The sequence below is a fragment of the Oceaniglobus trochenteri genome (assembly GCF_020529025.1).
GTDB classification, from domain to species: Bacteria; Pseudomonadota; Alphaproteobacteria; order Rhodobacterales; family Rhodobacteraceae; genus Oceaniglobus; species Oceaniglobus trochenteri.
Genome location: NZ_JACNMM010000013.1, coordinates 15,621 through 35,716, shown reverse-complemented (window position 1 = coordinate 35,716; position 20,096 = coordinate 15,621). Strand labels below are relative to the sequence as shown.

At 65.4% G+C, this 20,096-nt stretch carries 22 protein-coding genes; 13 read left to right on the top strand and 9 right to left on the bottom strand.

Translation table 11 applies throughout. The annotated features are described in order from the left end of the window. Positions 1-17: 17 nt before the first annotated feature. On the top strand, positions 18-1,199 hold the full coding sequence (locus tag H7828_RS19130) for a cytochrome P450 (protein ID WP_226782674.1): 1,182 nt from the start codon (positions 18-20) through the stop codon (positions 1,197-1,199). 46 nt (positions 1,200-1,245) lie between these two features. Here the strand turns inward: H7828_RS19130 and H7828_RS19125 are convergent, their stop codons facing one another. Beyond that, entirely contained in the window at positions 1,246-1,707 is a 462-nt protein-coding gene (locus H7828_RS19125) for an Lrp/AsnC family transcriptional regulator (protein WP_226782673.1), read from the bottom strand. A gap of 136 nt (positions 1,708-1,843) precedes the next feature. On the opposite strand from H7828_RS19125, the gene cysG reads away from it, so the two are divergent. The 6 genes from cysG (at position 1,844) to H7828_RS19095 (ending at position 7,339) form a co-directional block, all read left to right on the top strand. Beyond that, positions 1,844-3,244 (top strand): siroheme synthase CysG, encoded by a 1,401-nt coding sequence (gene cysG, locus H7828_RS19120; protein ID WP_226782672.1) that lies wholly within the window; start codon positions 1,844-1,846, stop codon positions 3,242-3,244. Next, positions 3,241-3,540, top strand: a complete 300-nt coding sequence (locus H7828_RS19115; RefSeq protein WP_226782671.1) for a DUF2849 domain-containing protein — start codon at positions 3,241-3,243, stop codon at positions 3,538-3,540. The genes cysG and H7828_RS19115 overlap by 4 nt, the downstream gene beginning before the upstream one ends. Next, positions 3,540-5,204 carry a nitrite/sulfite reductase gene (locus H7828_RS19110; RefSeq protein ID WP_226782761.1) on the top strand — a complete coding sequence of 555 codons (1,665 nt, stop codon included), beginning with the start codon at positions 3,540-3,542 and terminating at the stop codon, positions 5,202-5,204. The genes H7828_RS19115 and H7828_RS19110 overlap by 1 nt, the downstream gene beginning before the upstream one ends. Then, positions 5,194-5,931: a phosphoadenylyl-sulfate reductase gene (locus tag H7828_RS19105; protein ID WP_226782670.1), complete on the top strand. Its 738-nt coding sequence runs from the start codon at positions 5,194-5,196 to the stop codon at positions 5,929-5,931. Before H7828_RS19110 ends, H7828_RS19105 begins: the two co-directional genes overlap by 11 nt. 74 nt (positions 5,932-6,005) lie before the next feature. Beyond that, positions 6,006-6,422 (top strand): DUF934 domain-containing protein, encoded by a 417-nt coding sequence (locus H7828_RS19100; protein ID WP_226782669.1) that lies wholly within the window; start codon positions 6,006-6,008, stop codon positions 6,420-6,422. Between the two features lie 77 nt (positions 6,423-6,499). After that, complete coding sequence (locus tag H7828_RS19095; protein WP_226782668.1) at positions 6,500-7,339, top strand: ferredoxin--NADP reductase; 840 nt, start codon at positions 6,500-6,502, stop codon at positions 7,337-7,339. 51 nt (positions 7,340-7,390) lie between these two features. Here the strand turns inward: H7828_RS19095 and H7828_RS19090 are convergent, their stop codons facing one another. After that, positions 7,391-8,224 carry a hypothetical protein gene (locus H7828_RS19090; protein ID WP_226782667.1) on the bottom strand — a complete coding sequence of 278 codons (834 nt, stop codon included), beginning with the start codon at positions 8,222-8,224 and terminating at the stop codon, positions 7,391-7,393. Between the two features lie 177 nt (positions 8,225-8,401). Between H7828_RS19090 and infC the strand changes: the two genes are divergently transcribed. Together infC and H7828_RS19080 are read left to right on the top strand one after the other, a co-directional pair. Next, positions 8,402-8,953, top strand: coding sequence for a translation initiation factor IF-3 (infC, locus tag H7828_RS19085; protein ID WP_226782666.1), 552 nt, complete (start codon positions 8,402-8,404; stop codon positions 8,951-8,953). A gap of 22 nt (positions 8,954-8,975) precedes the next feature. Further along, positions 8,976-9,659, top strand: coding sequence for a DUF938 domain-containing protein (locus tag H7828_RS19080; protein ID WP_226782665.1), 684 nt, complete (start codon positions 8,976-8,978; stop codon positions 9,657-9,659). Positions 9,660-9,669: 10 nt separating this feature from the next. Here H7828_RS19080 and H7828_RS19075 read toward each other — a convergent pair whose 3' ends face one another. The 6 genes from H7828_RS19075 to H7828_RS19050 are packed head-to-tail and all read right to left on the bottom strand — an operon-like array spanning position 9,670 to position 15,027. Next, positions 9,670-10,401, bottom strand: a complete 732-nt coding sequence (locus H7828_RS19075) for a heparan-alpha-glucosaminide N-acetyltransferase (RefSeq protein WP_226782664.1) — start codon at positions 10,399-10,401, stop codon at positions 9,670-9,672. Positions 10,402-10,422: 21 nt separating this feature from the next. Next, entirely contained in the window at positions 10,423-11,667 is a 1,245-nt protein-coding gene (locus tag H7828_RS19070) for an amidohydrolase/deacetylase family metallohydrolase (RefSeq protein WP_226782663.1), read from the bottom strand. Positions 11,668-11,671: 4 nt separating this feature from the next. Further along, positions 11,672-12,034 (bottom strand): RidA family protein, encoded by a 363-nt coding sequence (locus H7828_RS19065; protein WP_226782662.1) that lies wholly within the window; start codon positions 12,032-12,034, stop codon positions 11,672-11,674. Positions 12,035-12,053: 19 nt separating this feature from the next. Beyond that, positions 12,054-12,878, bottom strand: a complete 825-nt coding sequence (locus H7828_RS19060) for a carbohydrate ABC transporter permease (protein WP_226782661.1) — start codon at positions 12,876-12,878, stop codon at positions 12,054-12,056. Then, positions 12,875-13,750: a carbohydrate ABC transporter permease gene (locus tag H7828_RS19055; protein WP_226782660.1), complete on the bottom strand. Its 876-nt coding sequence runs from the start codon at positions 13,748-13,750 to the stop codon at positions 12,875-12,877. Before H7828_RS19055 ends, H7828_RS19060 begins: the two co-directional genes overlap by 4 nt. A gap of 47 nt (positions 13,751-13,797) precedes the next feature. After that, positions 13,798-15,027: an ABC transporter substrate-binding protein gene (locus H7828_RS19050; protein ID WP_226782659.1), complete on the bottom strand. Its 1,230-nt coding sequence runs from the start codon at positions 15,025-15,027 to the stop codon at positions 13,798-13,800. Between the two features lie 185 nt (positions 15,028-15,212). On the opposite strand from H7828_RS19050, the gene H7828_RS19045 reads away from it, so the two are divergent. Genes H7828_RS19045 through H7828_RS19030 form a run of 4 tightly spaced genes read left to right on the top strand, consistent with a single transcriptional unit; the run spans position 15,213 to position 18,988 of the window. Continuing rightward, a complete protein-coding gene (locus H7828_RS19045) occupies positions 15,213-15,971 on the top strand; it encodes an SDR family oxidoreductase (protein WP_226782658.1) in 759 nt (252 codons plus the stop codon). Next, on the top strand, positions 15,972-17,036 hold the full coding sequence (locus H7828_RS19040; protein WP_226782657.1) for an ABC transporter ATP-binding protein: 1,065 nt from the start codon (positions 15,972-15,974) through the stop codon (positions 17,034-17,036). It begins immediately after the preceding gene. After that, positions 17,033-17,926, top strand: coding sequence for a MurR/RpiR family transcriptional regulator (locus H7828_RS19035; RefSeq protein ID WP_226782656.1), 894 nt, complete (start codon positions 17,033-17,035; stop codon positions 17,924-17,926). The genes H7828_RS19040 and H7828_RS19035 overlap by 4 nt, the downstream gene beginning before the upstream one ends. Further along, complete coding sequence (locus H7828_RS19030) at positions 17,927-18,988, top strand: D-TA family PLP-dependent enzyme (RefSeq protein ID WP_226782655.1); 1,062 nt, start codon at positions 17,927-17,929, stop codon at positions 18,986-18,988. It begins immediately after the preceding gene. Positions 18,989-19,025: 37 nt separating this feature from the next. On the opposite strand, the gene H7828_RS19025 is transcribed toward H7828_RS19030, so the two are convergent. Further along, the gene (locus H7828_RS19025; protein WP_226782654.1) at positions 19,026-20,087 is read right to left on the bottom strand and encodes an ABC transporter ATP-binding protein; all 1,062 of its coding nucleotides are present in this window, start codon (positions 20,085-20,087) and stop codon (positions 19,026-19,028) included. Between the last annotated feature and the right edge of the window lie 9 nt (positions 20,088-20,096).

Here is a 20,096-nt window from a genome sequence, read left to right as displayed (position 1 = left end):
GGATTAGGCAAAGCGTCATGAAAACGCTGCATCAATCGCCCACCGATCCCGCCTTCGTCCAGAACCCCTATCCGTTCTACGAACAGGCCCGCGCCGATGGCGGGCTGTTTCGGTGGGCCGATTACGGCTTTGTGGCCGCCACCAGCCATGCGGCGGTCAGCGCCCTGTTGCGTGACCGCAGGCTGGGGCGCGAGGTTCCGGGCGAAATGGCAAAGCCGCCCGCCTCCCACACCACCGATTTTTACGGGGTCGAGGCGCATTCGATGCTGGAGCTTGAGGCGCCGCGCCACACCCGGTTGCGCGGTCTGGTCCTGCGCGCCTTCACCAGCCGCCGCATCGCCGCCCTGGCCCCCGAGATCGAGCAGCTTTGCCACGCCCTGATCGACGGCTTCGACGACAGGGTCGAGCTTTTGGGCGCCTATGCCCAACAGGTGCCGGTGATCGTGATCGCCCGCCTTCTTGGCGTGCCCGATTCCATGGCGCCCGAGCTTCTGGCCTGGTCGAATGCCATGGTGGGCATGTACCAGGCCGGGCGCACGCAAGAGATGGAGGTGGCCGCCAACACCGCCGCGCGCGAATTCTCGGCCTTCCTGCGCGACTATGTGAAGGAACGCCGCAGCCGGCCCGCCGACGACCTGATCACCCACCTGATCGCCGCCGAGGAAGACGGTGAACGGCTGAGCACCGACGAATTGATCACCACCTGCATCCTGCTGCTGAACGCGGGCCACGAGGCGACGGTGCACAGCATGGGCAACGGGGTGAAATGCCTTCTGGAGCAGGGTGCCTCGCCCGATCTGCTGGCGCCGGGGATGGTCGACAAGACCGTCGAGGAGATCCTGCGGTTCGATCCGCCGCTGCACATCTTTACCCGCTGGGCCTATGAGGACGTGACGCTTGAGGGCCATACCTTCAAACGCGGCGACGAGGTGGCCTGTGTTCTGGCGGCGGCCAACCGCGACCCTGCGGTCTATGACCAGCCCGACAGCTTCCGCCCGGGCCGCAGCGGACCGGCCCATACCTCGTTCGGGGCGGGGGCGCATTTCTGCGTGGGGGCACCGCTGGCGCGGCTGGAACTGCGCATCGCGCTGGCAGCGCTTTTCGCGCGCCACCCCGGGCTGAAGCTGGAGGGAGCGCCGCAGTTCGGGAATATCTATCATTTCCACGGATTGCGCCGCCTTGATGTCCTGCCCGGCTGACGGCCCTGCGCAGTGGATATTTGAAGACCAAAGATGATGCCGGCGGCTACAGCGGCAGCATGGCCGTCGATTTCAGCTCTTCCATGGAGAGGAGCGCGGTGACGTTGTGGATCCGCACCTCCGAGATCAGCGCCTGGTAGAACAGGTCATAGGCGCGGGCGTTCTTGACGCGCACCTTCAGGATGTAGTCGATATCGCCCGCCAGGCGGTGCGCCTCCTGCACCTCGGGGCGGGCGCGCAGGGCCGAGAGGAACCGCGCCTGCCATTCGGCCTCATGCTCGGAGGTGCGGATCAGCACGAAGAAACAGGCCTCGAACCCCAGCGCCTCGGCGTCGAGCTGAACGCTGTACTGCCCGATCACCCCCGCCTCGCGCATCTTGCGGATTCGGTTCCAGACCGGCGTCTTGGACGACCCGATGGTACGGGCGATATCGTCAAGGGATTGGCTGGCATCCTGTTGCAGGACCGAAAGGATTTTCCGATCCATTTCGTCGATACGGACAGACATTCGCTTTTCCCCCGATTTTGCGAACAGATGTTATATTTTCGCTGACAGTACGAACATATGTCCTTATTTGCAACGACATATGGCGCCAATCAGGAACAATGTTCTACATCAAGGGCAACACAGCGGAGCCCGAGCCATGAAGCATTTTCCGATCTTTCTAGCCGTCGCCGGCCGCCCGATCGCCCTGTCGGGCGGGGGTGAGGCCGCGCTGGCCAAGCTGCGCCTGCTTCTGAAGACCGAGGCGCAGATCACCGTCTTCAGCGACGATCCCGCCCCCGAAATCCGCGACTGGGCCGCCGCCGGGCGGCTGGCGCTGACGCCCCGCGCCATGCAGGCGGGGGATGCCGCCGGTGCCGCGCTGTTCTATGCGGCGAACGAGGATGACGCCGAGGATGCCCGCGTGTCGGCCCTGGCCCGGCGCGATGGCGCGCTGGTCAACTTGGTCGACAATCTTCAGGACAGCGATTTCATCACCCCCGCCATCGTCGACCGCGATCCGGTGGTGGTGGCCATCGGCACCGAGGGCGCCGCGCCCGTTCTGGCACGGGCGATCAAGAAGGATCTGGAAGATCGCCTGCCCTCGGTGCTCGGAACGCTGGCGCGGATCGGCAAGGTGTTTCGTGCCCGCGTCGATGCCCTGCCCTTCGGAGCCAGGCGCCGGGCCTTCTGGTCGGATTACTATTTCAACGCCGGCCCCCGGGCCATGGCCGAAGGCGGCGCCCCTGCCCTGCGCCCCGCGCTGGACGGCCTGCTGGAGGATCACCTAAACACTGCCCCCCGGGCCGGGCGGGTGGAATTCGTCGGCGCCGGGCCGGGCGACCCCGAGCTTCTGACCCTGAAGGCCCGCCGCGCCCTGCACGAGGCCGACGTGGTGATCCACGACCGCCTGGTCACCCCCGAGATCCTGGAACTGGCGCGCCGCGAGGCGGTGCTGCTGGATGCCGGCAAGGAGGGCTTTGGCAAGGCGATGGCGCAGGAGGATATCAACGCGCTGATCGTCGCCCATGGCCGCGAAGGAGCCCATGTGGTGCGGCTGAAGTCGGGCGATCCCACCGTATTCGGGCGTCTGGACGAAGAGATCGAGGCCTGCGATGCCGCCGGGCTGGACTGGTCGGTGGTGCCGGGCATCACCGCCGCCAGCGCTGCTGTCGCCGGGATCGGGCAAAGCCTGACCAAGCGGGGGCGCAACGGTGCCGTGCGCTTCATCACCGGCCACGACATGCAGGGCTTTGCCGATCACGACTGGGCCGCACTGGCCCGCCCCGGCGAGGTGGCGGCGATCTATATGGGCAAGCGCGCGGCTCGGTTCATCCAGGGGCGCCTTCTGATGCATGGCGCCAGCCCCGCGACACCGGTGACGGTGGTCGAGAATGCCTCGCGCCCCGATGCCCGCGTTCTGGACACCACCCTTGGCCAGCTTGAGCCGACCCTGACCAACGCGGGGCTGAGCGGCCCCGCCCTGACCCTTTTCGGCCTGGCGCCCCGTGCGGCGCGGGCCAGCCTGCAAACCCTGCCCAAACAGGAGGCCGCCCTATGAGCCGCCAATTCACCCCCAAGGTCGTCACCGCCAATGCCCTGATCGAGGGCGATGCCATCTGGCTGACCGAGGATGACCGCTGGACCCGCGACATCCGCGAGGCCGAACTGATCGAGGACGAGGCCCATGGCCAGTTGCGCCTGCTGCACGCCCTGTCCCAGGATTCGGTCGCCGTCGGCGCCTACCTGGCCGATGCGAAACCGGGCGAACGCGGCCCCGAGCCGGTGCATTTCCGCGAGGCCTTCCGCACCCGCGGCCCCAGCAACTATGCTCATGGCAAGCAGGAGGTGGCATGATGTACCACTACAACGACTTCGACGAAGCCTTCGTGCGTGGCCGCGTGGCGCAGTTCCGCGGCCAGGTGGAACGCCGGATCGACGGCAGCCTGACCGAGGATGAATTCCGCCCGCTGCGCCTGATGAACGGGCTGTACCTGCAACTTCATGCCTACATGCTGCGGGTGGCGATCCCCTATGGCACGCTGGATTCGCGCAAGATGCGGCAGTTGGCGATGATCGCCGACCGCTGGGACAAGGGCTATGGCCACTTCACCACCCGCCAGAACATCCAGTACAACTGGCCCGCCCTGAAGGACGTGCCCGATATCCTGGACGCCCTGGCCGATGTCGGGATGCACGCCATCCAGACCAGCGGCAACACGATCCGCAACGTGACGGCAGACCATTTCGCCGGCGCCGCCGCCGACGAGGTGGCCGATCCGCGCCCGGTGGCCGAACTGCTGCGCCAGTGGTCGACCGACCACCCCGAGTTCCAGTTCCTGCCCCGCAAGTTCAAGATCGCCGTCACCGGCGCCGAGGCCGACCGTGCCGTGATCCGCAGCCATGACATCGGCATCCAGATCCTGCGGCGCGATGGCGAGATCGGGTATCGGGTGATCATCGGCGGTGGCCTGGGCCGCACGCCCATGGTGGGCAAGGTTCTGACCGATTTCCTGCCCGCGGCCGACCTGCTGCCCTATTGCGAGGCGATCGTCAGCGTCTACAACGTGCTGGGCCGGCGCGACAACAAGTACAAGGCGCGGGTCAAGATCACCGTCCACGAGAACGGCATCGACGCGATCCGCGACCAGGTGAACGAGCGTTTCGCCCTGATCCGCCCGCAGTTCAGCGGTGTCGACCAGCGGATGCTGCGCGAGATCGAGAGGTCATTCGCTCTTCCGTCCTTCCGTCCGTCATCGCGCGACGCTTTCGAGGCCGCGCGCAACAGTGACCCAGTGTTCCGGTCCTGGGCCGATACCAACCTGGCCGCGCACCGGCGCGACGATCATGCCATCGTGTCGATTTCCCTGAAGAAGCACGGCGCCACGCCGGGCGACGCCACATCGGCGCAGATGCGGCTCATGGCTGACCTGGCCGAGCGCCATGGCTATGACGAGCTGCGCATCAGCCACGAACAGAACGTGATCCTGCCGCATGTGCCCATGGGCGATCTGCCCGCCGTCCATGCCGCCCTGAAAGACGCAGGCCTGGCCACCGCGAACATCGGGCTGATTTCCGACATCATCGCCTGCCCCGGCATGGATTACTGCGCCCTGGCCACCGCGCGTTCGATCCCCATCGCGCAGGAGATCGCCCTGCGCTTTGACGAGTTGAAGATGGAGCACGAGGTGGGGCCGCTGAAGATCAAGATCTCGGGCTGCATCAACGCCTGCGGCCATCACCACGTCGGCCACATCGGCATCCTGGGGCTGGATCGCGCCGGGGTGGAGAATTACCAGATCACCCTGGGCGGCGACGGCACCGAAACCACCGTGATCGGCGAACGTGCCGGTCCCGGATTTTCGGCGGACGAGATCGTGCCCGCCATCGAGCGACTGGTGAAGGGCTATCTCGAGCTGCGCGAGGATGCGGGCGAGACCTTCCTGCAATGCTATCGGCGGCTGGGCCTTGGCCCGTTCAAGGCCACGCTTTACCCGGAGGCTCGGGCCGATGCCGCTTGAATTTGCACTGCCGCCGCTGGAGCAGCGGGTTGCCGAGTTGAACCGCCGCCATGCCCATCACGCGGCCACCGTGGTTCTGGAACATGCCCTGCGCGACCCCCAGGTGGGGCGCATCGCCATGGTGTCGTCCTTCGGGGCGGAATCGGTTGCCCTGCTGCATATGCTCAGCGTGATCGACCGCACGGTGCCGGTGATCTTCCTCGACACCGAGATGCTGTTCGATGAAACCCTCGCCTATCAGGCCGAACTGAGCGAAACGCTGGGCCTGACGGATGTGCGGATCGAACGCCCTGACCGCGACCGCACCTTCCTGCGCGACGGCGAGGCGATGCTGCATCAGTCCAACCCCGACGCCTGCTGTGCCCTGCGCAAGACCGAGCCTCTGTTGCGGGCGCTGGAGCCTTTCGACGGCTGGATCACCGGGCGCAAGCGCTATCAGGGGGCCACGCGCCAGGCGCTGGAGTTCTTCGAGGCCGAGGGGGACGGCACGGCGCGGATCAAGGTGAACCCCCTGGCCCACTGGGACCGCAACGATGTGCAGGACTATATCGTCAACAATCGCCTGCCCCGTCATCCTCTGGTGGCGGACGGGTTCCGCTCGATCGGGTGCAAGCCCTGCACCACCCGTGTCGCCCCCGGCGAGGACGAACGCGCCGGACGCTGGCGCGGCAAGGCAAAGGACGAATGCGGCATCCATTTCGTCGATGGGCGGATGGTGCGCGCCTGAAGTGGCGGCATCGCCCGACGCGGCGGTGGGATTTGAGTATTTTTGGCAAGAAAGAGCCGGGGAACGGAGCAGGTATGAGCGATGTGATTGTGACCGACAGCGGGTTCGGGACCGACGACTGGACCGGGGGATATTGCGAGCTGGGGGCGCTTCCGGCCAATGACGCGGGCTTTGCCGTGGATCTTGGCCCCGACGCCGATCCGGCCGCGCTGGTGGGGCTTTTCGAGCGGATCTCGCTGATCCGGGTCGATTTTCCGGGCTTTGCCGATGGGCGCGGTTTTTCCATTGCGCGACGGCTGCGGCTTCTGGGATACCGGGGGCGGCTGCGGGCGCGGGGCCATGTGATTGCCGACCAATATGCCATGGCGCGGCGGTCGGGTTTTGACGAGGTGCAGATCGACAGTGCCCTTGCCGCGCGCCAGCCCGTGGAGCAATGGCAGGCACGGGCCGCCTGGCAAAACAGCGACTACCAGGCGCGCCTGCGCGGCTGAAACGCGCAAGAGCGGGGTTTCCGCCCTATCATTTGAATGCTAACGAAGGAGCGGGCGAAACTGCCCGTCTGACGCCGATGAACGAGCATGTGACCGTGACAACCGAAAAAGCCACCCCCACCCTGCCCGATGCGCAGACCGTGACCAGCGTGAAGCACTGGACCGACCGCCTGTTTTCCTTTCGGGTGACCCGGCCGGCCAGCCTGCGGTTCCGGTCCGGCGAATTCGTCATGATCGGGCTGATGGGCGACCCTGACCCCAAGACCGGGCGCCAGAAGCCGCTTTTGCGGGCCTATTCCATCGCCAGCCCTGCCTGGGACGACGAGCTGGAGTTCTATTCCATCAAGGTGCAGGACGGCCCGCTGACCAGCCGGTTGCAGCATATCCAGCCGGGCGAGCAGATCATCCTGCGCCCCAAGCCGGTGGGCACACTGGTGCATGATGCGCTGCTTCCGGGCAAGCGGCTGTGGTTCTTTTCCACCGGCACCGGGATCGCGCCCTTTGCCAGCCTGATCCGCGAACCGCAGACCTATGAGGATTACGACGAGATCATCCTCACCCATACCTGCCGCGATGTGGCCGAACTGGAGTACGGGCGGCAGCTGGTCGAGACGGTGAAATCCGACGAGATGATGCAGGAACTTCTGGGCGATGCGCTGAACAAGCTGCGCTATTACCCAACCACCACCCGCGAGACGAGCGCGAAGATGGGCCGGGTGACCGACCTTTTGCGCTCGGGCGAGATTTTCACCGATCTGGGAATCATGCCCATGTCGGCCCAGACCGACCGGGCGATGGTTTGCGGGTCGATGGGGCTGAACACCGACATGAAAGAAATCCTCGAAGGCTTCGGCCTGCGCGAGGGGGCCAACAGCGATCCGGCGGAATACGTGGTCGAGAAGGCCTTCGTCGGCTGAGAAAAATGGGGCCGCCGCGCATCTGCGCGACGGCCCCTGTTCTGTCGGCGCTTATTCTTCGACGCCAAGCGCGGTGCGCAATTGATCGAGGATCGCCTTCAGCAGCGCGGGATTGTTCTTCGCGCCGTCCAACCCGCCCTTGAGGGCGACCTTTTCAGCCTCACCCAGTTGCGAACCATCAATGGCCGTCTTGACGGCTTCGTAGTCAAAGCCCTCCACGGTCAGAAGCTGGGCCAGGGGCGCGTCGGTCGCGGCTTCGGCGCCCTCGGGCGCGGTATCGGCTGCCGCTTCCTGCGTTGCCTCTTCGGCCGGCGCCTCTTGCGTCGATGCGGTATCGGCTTCCTCGGTGGCGGGGGTCGGAGCGGTTTCGGCGGTGCGTGCCTCGCTTGCCGCGTCTTCGGCGGCCTCGGCTTCGGTTTCGACCGGCGCGGCAGCCTCGGCTTCGGCTTGTGCTTCCTCGGCGGCAGCGGCGGCTGCTTCAGCCTCGGCCGCGGCCTTTTCGGCATCGGCGGCGATCTTCGCCTCGTCCTCGGCGGCGATGGCGGCTTCCTGCTCGGCCTTCAGTGCGGCTTCCTCTTCGGCCATCTTCGCGGCCAGTTCGGCGGCGAGACGCTCGTTCTCTTCCTTTGCCAGGCGCTCTTCCTCTTCGGCGGCGGCGCGGGCGGCTTCCTCGGCGGCCAGCTTGTCGGCCTCTTCCTTCTCTTTCGCCTGCGCCTCGGCCGCGGCCTTTTCGGCTTCGGCGGCTTCGTTCTCGGCCTTGAGCGGGTCGGGCTGGACCACGGCGGCGCCCGTTTCTTCGGGTTCGGGCGTCTCTTCCTCTTGGCAGGCCGATACGGTCATGGCGATGGCAACCAGCGCGGCGGTGGTTGTCAGACGAGTGATCATTGCAGTCTCCTTGGAATTTCCGGGCAGCTCAATGCGAGGGAACCCGCTTGGCCTGCCGTATGTTCCATGCCATAGACACGCTCAAGTAGAAATGTGCCAAACGCCCCCAATATGCCGATGGCGGCTTGAACCGGGGGGCTGCGACGGCTATTTTCCGCCATATGCAACAGAACAAGGATGACCATCATCGCTCGCAGACCTCATAACGCCCCGCCCGTGCGTGACACCGGCCCTCGTGTCAACGAACGCATCCGGGGCTCCGACATCCGGCTGATCGGGGCCGAAGGTGAAAACATCGGTGTTGTCAGCCCCGAGCGCGGCATGGCCCTGGCCGAAGCTGCCGGGCTGGACCTGGTGGAGATTTCGCCCAACGCTTCGCCGCCCGTCGTCAAGATCATGGATTTCGGCAAGTTCAAGTACGAACAGCAGAAACGTGAAAGCGAAGCCCGCAAGAAGCAGAAGACCATCGAGATCAAGGAAATCAAGTTCCGCCCGAACACCGATTCCCACGATTACGATGTGAAGATGCGCAACGTGGTCAAGTTTCTCGAGGCCGGGGACAAGGTGAAGATCACGCTGCGTTTCCGTGGCCGCGAGATGGCCCACCAGAACCTTGGCCGCGAGCTTCTGGAGCGGGTGGCCGAAGACACCAAGGAAATCGGCAAGGTCGAGAACTTCCCGAAGATGGAAGGCCGCCAGATGGTCATGCTGATTGGTCCGCTCAAGTGATACGATACCCGGGTGCGGCGGCATGACCGCCGCGCCCCCCTCGCGCCACACGGCGCGCTATTCCCCCGACAACGCCGCAAGTGCACCGGACGGGCGGCTGTTTTCCCCTGTTTTCGCCCGGAATTTTCCGCCGGTCCTGGCCGCGCTGGTGCCCTGGCTTGCCGGGTGCCGTGGCGCGGTTCTGGAGATCGGCTGTGGCACCGGGCAGCATGCGGCGGGCTTTGCCCTGGCCTTTCCGGGCCTGGCCTGGTGGCCGTCGGACCCGGACGGGGGGCACCGCGCCTCGGCCCGGGCCTGGGCGGCGGAACTGCGCGCGCCCGAACGCGCGCCCATCGCGCTGGATGCCGGGGAGGATTGGGCCGCCCTGCCCGGGGTGCGCGCCCTTGGTCCGCTTCGGGCGGTGCTGTCGATGAACGTCATCCACATTGCGCCGCCTGCGGTGATGCGCGGGATCGTCGCCGGATCGGCCAGCGTTCTTGCGCCCGATGGATTGCTGATCTTCTACGGCCCCTTCCTTGAGGAAGGACAGCCCACCGCCCCGGGCAATGCCGCCTTTGATGCCGGCCTGCGCGCCGACAATCCCGATTGGGGCCTGCGCGAGGTGGGCACGTTGCGCCGCCTTGCGGGCGAACACGGCCTGACCCTGGCCGCCCAGGTGGCCATGCCGGCCAACAACCAGTTGATCCTGTTCCGCAAGCCTGCCTGACGCCGCGTGTTCAGCGGCCCGCAAGCTGAACGAACACCCACAGCAGCCCCACCAGAACCGGCTGATGCAGAAGGTAGATCGCAAGGCTGTGACGGCCCGGCCAGGCCAGGGCGCGGGTTATCGGTGTGGCGGGCGCATGGCGGTGGGGCAGAAGCGGCACGGCCCAGCGGCCCGCCGCAACCCCCAGCAGACAGGGTGCCAGCCAGGGTAGCAAGGGCAGAAAGTCGAGCGCGGGGCGCACCCTGTCGCTTAGCCCCGTCCAGCCCAGCCAGGGGGTCGAGAACGGCGCGGGATCGACCGCCAGGTGCAGAACCAGAAGGCCCACCCCTGCCAGCGCCGCCCAGATCGGCGGCCAGCGCAGGAAGGGCAGCGCAATCACGCTGCTGAGTGCGATGGCATGCAGGATGCCGAAATAGATGAACTGCCCCGGCGCGAAGACAGCCGTGACAAGGGTGATGGCCAGCGCCGCGCCTGCCACTATCGCGAAGCGGCGCCAGAACACCGGCCAGCGGATGCCCCTGCCATGGGCCAAGACAAGGCTGACCCCCACCAGAAACAGGAACGATCCGGCCACCAGACGCGCGAAAGCCGCCCAGCCCCCCTGCAATGTGGTGCCGGGCGCGATTAGCCCGAAAATCTCGAGATCGCGGGTAAAGTGGAAGGCGACCATCCCCAGGATCGCCAGGGTACGGGCGATGTCGATGGCGGGAATGCGCGCCTGTGTACCGGCCCCCTTTGTCACGCGGTGAGGGCCGGTCTGTTTTCAGGCGCCGCCACAGCAGGGCCGCCCGAAATGTGCCGCCAGCGCCGCGGCGTGGTTGGCATGGGGCGACGGCCCCGAGGACAGGTCGCGCGCATCACAGGTCTTCGCCTCGTTCGCTTGCCAGGTTCCGCCCGCGACGATCCCGTCCGAGACAAGGATTCTTGTGGCCTGCATCAGCGCACCGGTGGAATCGCGGAAGCGGCAATCGCCGGCCTTTTCGCGCAGCACGGCCACGTCGGCCGGGCCGCCCACCGCCAGCGTTCCCAGTTCGGGGCGGCCTATTGCCTTGGCCGGGCCAACCGTGGCGCCGCGCAGGGCATCGCCAAGGGACAGCCCCAGCGCCATCATCTTCGACATGCAGACCAGCAGATCGAAGGCCGGGCCGTGGATGTTGAACAGATGCACATCGCTGCTGATCATGTCGGGCACGAAGCCCTCGGCGATCATCTTCTGCGCCACGCTGAAATCGAAGGACCCCGCGCCATGGCCCAGATCGAACAGCACGCCCCTTTCGCGGGCCGCGAACATGTCGCCCCGGATATGGCCATTGCCCAGAAGCGCCGAGTTGGGGAACGGACGACAGCAGTGGGTCAGAACATCGCCCTGACGCATCCGCGACAGCACCTCAAGCCGCCCGGGGGGCGGTTCGTCGATATGGGCCATGACCGGCAGGTGCAGGCGGTCCGCCGCCTCGACAGCGATATCCACCGGCGCGATGCCGCTGTTGCCCCCGGCAATCCGCCCAGAGCGCACCTTGACCCCGACGATCATGTCGGCGTGATCGCGCCCGCAGGCTACGGCCTCGCGCGGGTCGAGAAGGGCAAGATCGCCGCATTCGCCCACCATCACCTTGTTGGAGAAGCCGAAGATCCCCCCGAACGAAATGTTGAGGTAAGCGATGATGCGCACCTTGCTGCGTTCGATCACATGGCGGCGAAACCCGAGGAAATTGCCCGCCCCCGCGCTTCCGGCATCAACGAATGTCGTCGTGCCGCTTTGCGCCGCGATCAGGTCGGGATCGACACCAAGAGGCGTGCCGCCCCAATAGACATGGCTGTGCATGTCGATAAGCCCGGGGGTGACGATGGCCCCCCCGGCGTCGATCACCCTGCGGGCGCGGTCGGATGGAATGTCGCTGTCGATGGCCGCGATCCTGTCGCCGGTGATGGCGATGTCGCGCGGGCCATCGGTGCCGGTGGCCGGGTCGACCAGGCGACCGCCCCGGACCAGTAGATCGAATGTCATCGTGCTAGAGCGGTTTGTAGGCGATGGCCTCGATCTCGACGCGGATGTCGATCATCAGCCGGCTTTCCGCGGTGGAACGGGCGGGCGGATCCGAAGGGAAGGATTCGGCGTAGGCGGCGTTGAACTCCTTGAAATCCTCGGCATGTTTCAGCCAGACGGTCGTCTTGATGATGTCCGACATTTCGCAACCGGCGGTTTCCAGAACCTTGCCGATGTTCTCCAGAACCTTGCGGGTCTGGGTGCCCACGTCGTCGCCGACGATCTTGCCATCCTCGACGGGCACCTGCCCCGAGACATAGACATAGTCACCGGCCCGAACGGCGGGCGACAGGGGCACATGCGAGGTTCCGTAACAGATCTTGGTCATTGGCTTTCCTTTTTCAGTGTTATTTCACGGCCCCGAGGGCAAGCCCCCGGATGAGATAGCGTTGCAGCCAGGCAAAGAGAACGGCCACAGGCACCGTCGCCACGAGGGTCGCGGCCATCACCAGTTCCCATTCGATGGTATAGCGCCCGGCAACAAGCGAGAAAATCTGGATCGGCAGGGTGTAACTTTCCTGGCTGCGCAGCATGGTCAGGGCGATGACGAATTCGTTCCAGGCGTTGATGAACGAAAAGATCGCCGTCACCGTCATTGCCGGGAGGGCCAGGGGCAGGAAAACCCGGATCAGCGCCTGCCAGGGCGACGCCCCCTCGATCCAGGCGGCCTCTTCCAGGTCGGCGGGGATGGTGGAGAAATAGCTTTGCAGCATCCAGACCGAAAAGGCGACGGCGAAGGCGGCATAGACGAAGATCACCGATTCCACCGAATCCAGCAGCCCCAGCCAGGCCACCAGGCGGAACAGCCCGATCACCAGCACGATGGGCGACAGCATCTGGCTGACCAGCAGGAACTGCTGAACCGCCCCCCGCCCCTTGAACCGATACCGGCTGAGTCCGTAGGCGGCAGGCACCGAAACCACCATGGCCAGCAGGGTCGAGGCGACGGCGACATAGACCGAGTTGAACAGTGCGGGGCCGAAGTTGGTGTTGCCCCACATCTTGATGAAGTTCGACCACTGGAAGGTGCTGGGCCACCAGGTGGATTGCAGCGCCTCTTCCGCCGGCTTCACGGCCGTGATGAACATGACCGCGAAGGGAAAGAGGATCAGCACGATCAGCGGCGAGAGGGCCAACCAGGACCAGATGGTGCGGCGCATCTTGCGGGTCATGACTTGTCCTCGCGCATGGCCAGGCGGACATAGATCAGGGTCAGCACCAGCAGCGCCGCGAACATCATCAGCGACAGCGCGGCCGCATCCCCCAGTTTGCCGAACCGGAACCCCACCTTGTAGAGGTGCGTGACCAGAATGTCGGTGCTGTTGGCCGGCCCGCCCTGGGTGGTGGCCCAGATGATGGGGAAGGAGTTGAACACATAGATCGTGTTCATCACCACGGCGATGTTCAGGAAGGGGCGCATCAGCGGCAGGGTGATTTCGCGAAACACCTGCCAGGGGCTTGCGCCTTCAAGCTGTGCCGCCTCGTTCAGGTCATCGGGGATCGACGACAGCCCGCCAAGGAAAATGGTGGTGGTGAAGGGCATGGTCACAAGGATGCCGATCATGATCTGCATCGGAAAGGCGGTCGAACTTTGCGCCAGCCACTGGATGTTGGTGTCGATCACGCCAAGCGCCTTGAGCGCCGAGTTCAGCATCCCGCTTTCGCCGTTCAGCGCCCAACGCCAGATGATCGCCGTCATGGTCAGCGACACGGCCCAGGGCAGCATCATGATGATCCGCGCGATGCCGCGGCCATGGAAATCCTCGTTCAGGATCAGCGCGACGGGCATGGACACGGCGATCGACCCGACGACGATGGCCACGGTCCAGATGAAGGTGCGCCAGCAGGCCCCCAAAAAGGCCGGGTCGGTCACGACGGCGACGAAATTCTCAAGGCCGGCGAAACCACGCAATTGGCCGAAGCGGTTGACCTCGCTTACCGCGATCTCGGTGATCTGCACCAGCGGCCAGATCACGATGAACCCGGCCAGAAGAACACCCGGCAGGATCAGGATATAGGGGTTTGTCAGCGCTGAGCGTTTCATGGGCAATGATCGGCGGCGGCCCCCGAAAGGACCGCCGCCGCCAATCTTTACTTAAGGATGTCGTTGATACGGGCCGCCGCGTCGTTCAGCGTCGGCTCGATCTCGCCCTCACCCAGATAGATCGTCTGGATGGCCGAAGACGTGATGTCGGCGATTTCTTCCCAGCCCGGGATGACCGGCGCAAAGCGGGCGTCGGGCAGCAGGTTGGTGAATTCCTTCAGCACCTCGTTGTCGGCAAAGGCCGGCTCATCGGCCACGGCACCCTGCACGGGCAGGAAGCCTTCGCCGCCGGTGAAGCGCGAACGCCATTCCTGGCTGAACAGCGTGTCGAGGAACTTCCAGGCCGCCTCTTTATGTTCGGAATTCTCGAACATGATGATCGAGTCGGTCACGCCATAGGTGCCGCGTGCACCGTCGGGGCCCGAGGGGATGGCCGTGACGCCATAGTTCAGGTCAGGCACCTCGTTGGCGATCTGGGTGGCCAGGAAGGGCGCGGTGATCATCATGCCGACGCGTCCCTGCTTGAACAGGTTCTGCACGTCCTCGCGGCTGTATGACGTGACGCCGGGTTGGGTCAGCCCGCTGTCGATCATCGACTTGTACATGGCCGCGGCGTCATAGGCCGCCTGGGTATCCAGGCCCGAGGTGCCATCTTCCTCGATCAGTTCGCCACCGTTCGACCAGAAACCGTAGTAGAAATAAACGTCGGTCTCGATCTCCTTGCCCTGCAGGCCAAAGCCGTAGGTCTCATCGCCAAGGGCGGCGATCTTCTCGGCGGCGGCGCTCAGCTCTTCCCAGGTTTTGGGGGGCGTTTCGATGCCGGCCTGTTCGAACAGGTCCTTGTTGTAATACATCGCCCGCGCCGAGGCGGCCACCGGCAGGCCGTAGGTCTTGCCGTCCATCATCGAGGGCGACAGGAAGGCCTCGAAGAAGCGGCCCTTGAATTCGTCGTCCATGAATTCATCAAGCGGTGCCGCGATGCCGGAATCGACGAAATCCAGCAGCCAGCGGGTGCCGATGATCGACAGGTCCGCATTGGCGTTGCCCGAGATGTCGGTCGTCAGCTTCTGAAGCAGCACATCCCACGGCACCACTTCGATCTGGATGTCGATATCAGGGTTCTGCTCTTCGAAGGCGGCGGCGGCTTCTTCGAAATACGGCCCGGTGAGCGAGCTGTATTCGGCCACGGTGACGCGAACGTCCTCGGCGGCGGCGAAACCGGCGGTTCCGAGAATCAGCGCGAGGGCGCTGGCGGCGGTACGGGTCGGCATTTTCATGTGTTAACTCCGGGTTGGACCAGTTGTCGAAGCCTGTCTCACCTTCTGCACCTTGAAGAAAGAAAATTTCAGGTATGGCAAGTTTTAAGCGGCCTCTGGTCAGAAATGTTGACAACTTTCATATGCGCTGTCAACCTTCCCGATAACGGCGACCACGGGTTGCGGGACTTGCGGAAAGACGGGGCATGTTGGATTTTTCAGGGCAGACTATCGTTATAACGGGCGCCGCTGGCGGCATCGGGCGGGCCCTTGTCGCCCGATTTCAAGAGCTGGGCGCCGATATCGTCGCCTGTGACCGCGACGCCGAAGGGTTGGCCAGCCTGCCGGATGTCCGGCCCAGCGTCTTCGACCTGACCGACCGCGCCGCCATGGGCGAGGCGATCAGCGCCATCCTGCGCGATGGCCCGCCCCCCGCCGCGATCATCAGCAACGCAGGCATCACCAGGGCCGAAACCATGGCCGACGTGGACGATGCCGCCTTCGATACCGAACTGGCACAGAACCTGACGGGCGCCGCAACGCTCAGCCGCCTGTTCCTGCCGTCGCTGCGCAAGACGGGCGGCGCCTTCGTCTTCGTCTCGTCGGTCAATGCGCTGGCCCATTACGGCAACCCGGCCTATTCGGCCGCCAAGGCCGGGCTCAACGCCTGGATGCGCGCCATCGCGGTGGAAGAAGGCATTCACGGCATTCGCGCAAACGCCGTGATTCCGGGGTCGGTTCACACCAACGCCTGGACCCACCGGATTGAAAACAACCCCCGCGTGCTGGAATCGGTCCGCGAACTTTACCCGCTGGGGCGCATGGTGACACCGCAAGAGGTGGCCAATGCCGTCGCCTTCCTGGCCTCGCCCCTGGCCGGGGGGATCACCGGAACCACGCTGAACGTCGATGGCGGGATCTCGGCGGGCAACCTTCCCTTCCTGAAAAAGATACTGGAGGCCTGAATGGCTCAGCTTGAACTTGCCCGGATCTCCAAGAGCTATGGCGCGCTCAAGGTTCTGAACGACATTTCCCTTTCGGTGGCGGATGGTGAATTCGTCGTGCTGGTGGGACCATCGGGCTGTGGCAAGTCCACGCTCTTGCGGATGATCGCGGGGCTTGAGGACATTTCCGCCGGTGACCTTCTGATCGGCGGCACACGCGCCAATGCGATACCGCCGCAAAAGCGCGACATCGCCATGGTGTTTCAATCCTATGCCCTGTTTCCGCACATGAACGTGGGCAAGAACATCGGCTTTGGCCCGCGCATTCGCGGCGAAAGCCCCGATGCCACGCAACAGAAGGTGGACCGCGCCGCCGATGTGGTGAACCTGGGCGCCTATCTTGACCGGTTGCCGGGCCAGCTTTCGGGCGGTCAGCGCCAGAGGGTCGCCATGGGCCGGTCCATCGTGCGCGATCCGCAAGTATTTCTGTTCGACGAACCGCTGTCGAACCTCGATGCCAAGCTGCGGCTTGAAATGCGCACCGAAATCAAGGCCCTGCACCAGAAGTTCCGCACCACCACCGTCTATGTCACCCACGACCAGATCGAAGCGATGACAATGGCCGACCGGATCGTGGTGATGAACGGCGGCAAGATCGAACAGGAAGGCGCGCCGCTGGAACTTTACGACCGGCCGGCCAACATGTTCGTGGCCGGTTTCCTGGGTTCGCCCGCGATGGATTTTCTCGATGCCGAGTACGATCCTGACGGCCCTTCCCTTACCTTTGCCAGTGGCGCCGCCCTGCCCTGCCCGCGTCTGCGCAACGTGCAGCGCGAACCGGTGAAGGTAGGTATCCGCCCCGAGCGCCACCGCATCGACCCGGACGGCCCCCTGACCCTGTCCATCGACGTGATCGAACCCACCGGCGCCGAAACCCACGTTTACGGCACGATCGAGGGTCAGACCGTGCGCTGCGTGTTCCGTGAACGGCTGAGCGTGAAACCCGGCGACACCCTGCGCCTGTCGGTCGACCCCGAGGCGCTGCATGTGTTCGAGCGGAAGGATGGCGGACGCCTTTCGTCATGACTCCCGATCAGGCAGATGCCCGGATCGATATCATCGGGCGACTGAAGGCACGGGCCGAACACGGCAACGCGGCCGAAGTGCGCCTGATCGATGCCATCATGGGCGATCTGCAATTCGCCACCCATGCCACCGCTGGCGCACTGGCCGCGAAGGCCGGCGTCAGCGAACCGACGGTCTCGCGCCTGTCGCGGGCGCTGGGGTTCAGCTCCAGCCGCGAGATGAAGGCGCATCTGGCCCAGGCGCTGGCCATCACCGGCGCCTACCTGCGCCCCGCCGAAAGCCCTCCAGCCGGTGCCGCCACCACCCTGACGACGATCTGCGCGCGCGCCCACGCGGCCCTTGACCTGATCAGCCTCGCCCTGGCCGAACTTGACATCGCGCCCCTGGCCGAAAAGCTCGCCCACTCGCGCCAGGTGATGAGCTATGGGACGGGCGGTTCGTCGTCGATGGCGGCGACCGAGCTGCAGAACCGGCTGTTCCGGCTGAACCTCCAGGCCAATGCCTATGTCGATCCGCAATTGCAAAGGATGAGCGCCTCTCTCGCCGACCACCGCACCGTGATCGTCGCCTTTTCGCTGTCGGGGCGGGTGCGTTCGGTGCTGGATGCCGTGGCCATCGGCCGACAGTACGGCGCAACCACCATCGCCGTCGCCCCGCCCGACACACCCATCGCGAAGGCCGCCGATCACCACCTGCCGCTGGTCTTCGAAGAGGACAACAACCTTTATAAGCCCTCGTCGTCGCGCTATGCCTTGTTGGCCTGCATCGACGTGCTGGCCATGGCCACCGCCGAGGCCATCGGCCCCACGGCCCTTGAATCCCTGCGCCGGGTGCGGCGCAGCCTTGTAACCACCGAGATTACCGATCCGGCGAACCCCATAGGTGACTGAATGACGCAACATCCCCTGCCCGACACCCCGGCCGTTCTTGTCGACGTGGCCAAGGCCGAAGCCAACCTTGCCCGCGCCCAGGCCCATGCCGACAAGCACGGCTTCGCCCTGCGCCCCCATATCAAGACGCACAAGCTTCCTTATTTCGCAAAGAAGGCCGAGGAGCTGGGGGCCATCGGGATCAACTGCCAGAAGATCGGCGAGGCCGAGGTGATGGCCGATGCGGGGCTGCGCGACATCCTGATCACCTACAACATCATCGGCGAACGCAAGCTGGCGCGCCTGCGCGCCCTGCACGACCGGATCACCCTTGCCGTGGTGGCCGACAGCGCCGCCACCATCGAAGGCTATGCCGGGGCCTTCACCGACTCCGCCCATCCGCTGAGGGTGTTTGTCGAATGCGAAACCGGCGCCCAGCGGTGCGGCGTCCAGACCCCGGATGAGGCAGTCGCGCTGGCCCGCCAGATCGCCGCGGCGCCGGGGCTCTATTTCGCGGGCATCATGACCTATCCGCCCAAGGGCGACCCCGCCGCGCCCGAGGCCCTGCTGGCCGAACTGGCCCGCGCCCTGGGCGAAGCGGGCCTTGCCCCGCCCACCATCACCAGCGGCGGCACGCCCAGCCTCTATTCCGGGCCCCACGCTCCCACGGTGACCGAATACCGCCCCGGCACCTATATCTATTCCGACCGGATGCAGGTGGGCTTTGGCCATGGCACGCTGGAGGATTGCGCGCTCTCGGTTCTGGCCACCGTGGTCAGCCGCCCGACGGGGCGGCGCGCGGTGATCGACGCCGGGTCAAAGGCGCTGGCCGCCGATACCTGCGCCGCGCCGGGCCATGGCCATATCGTGGAATACCCCGACGCCATCATCACCTCGCTAAGCGAGGAACACGGCGTGATCGACCTGGGACAGGACAGCGAAACGCCCCGGGTGGGCGAACTGGTGCGCGTCATCCCGAACCACGTCTGCATCATCTCGAACCTGTTTGACGAGGTGTGGTTCCTGCGCGACGGTCAGGCGCCCGAGGCGATGCCGATCGAAGCGCGCGGCAAGGTGCGCTGAGCCGCGATCTGACCGGCCCGAAGGGGCCGGTCGCCCCCTAGGCCCGCAGCGCCACGCCATCGCTGGCAAAGACATGGGCATGTTCGCGCAACAGCCGCAGACCCACGGATTCACGGGGTTTCACCGGCACGTTGCCACGGGCGCGCACCATCACCGGGCCAACCCCCTGCACATCGACATAGATGTTCGTATCCGACCCGAGGTGTTCGACCACGTCGGCAACGCCGGTCAGATCACCCTGCCCCGGCGCCGTGATGTCGATATGTTCGGGCCGCACCCCAAGGTTGGCCACTTCGCCCGTGCCGCCGATGCCCGGCAGATCCAGCGTCGGGCCGCCCCTGATGGCAATGCCATTGTCCGACCGTTCGGCAGGCAGGATGTTCATGGTGGGCGAGCCGATGAACTGTGCGACAAAGCGGTTCGCCGGACGTTCGTATAGGTCAAGCGGGGTGCCGACCTGCTGGATGATCCCGCCCTCCAGCACGACGATCCGGTCGGCCAGCGTTAGCGCCTCGACCTGGTCGTGGGTGACATAGATCATCGTCGCGGCCAGCCTCTGGTGCAGTCGCGCGATCTCAAGCCGCATTTCGACCCGTAGCGCGGCATCGAGGTTGGACAGCGGTTCGTCAAAGAGGAAGGCGCGCGGATCGCGGATGATCGCGCGCCCCATGGCCACCCTCTGGCGCTGGCCCCCCGACAGGGCCTTGGGCAGGCGATCAAGCAGACGATCCAGCCCCAGGGTGCGGGCCGCGCCTGCCACCCGCTCGGTCCGATCGGCGGCCGGAGAGCGGCGGATCTCCATGGAGAACCCCATGTTCCGCCCCACGTCCATATGCGGGTAAAGCGCGTAGGATTGAAACACCATGGCGATGTCGCGGTCGCGCGGGGCGATTTCGTTCATCCTTTCGCCGTCGATGGTGAATTCGCCGCCGGTGATCGGCTCCAGCCCCGCGATCATCCGCAGAAGCGTGGATTTCCCACAGCCCGAAGGCCCCACCAGCACGATGAATTCGCCATCGGCAATGTCGAGGTCGATGTCGCGCAGAACCTCGACCGCGCCGTATTTCTTGTAAACGTCTTTCAGAGCGATACGCGCCATGGCGGCCCC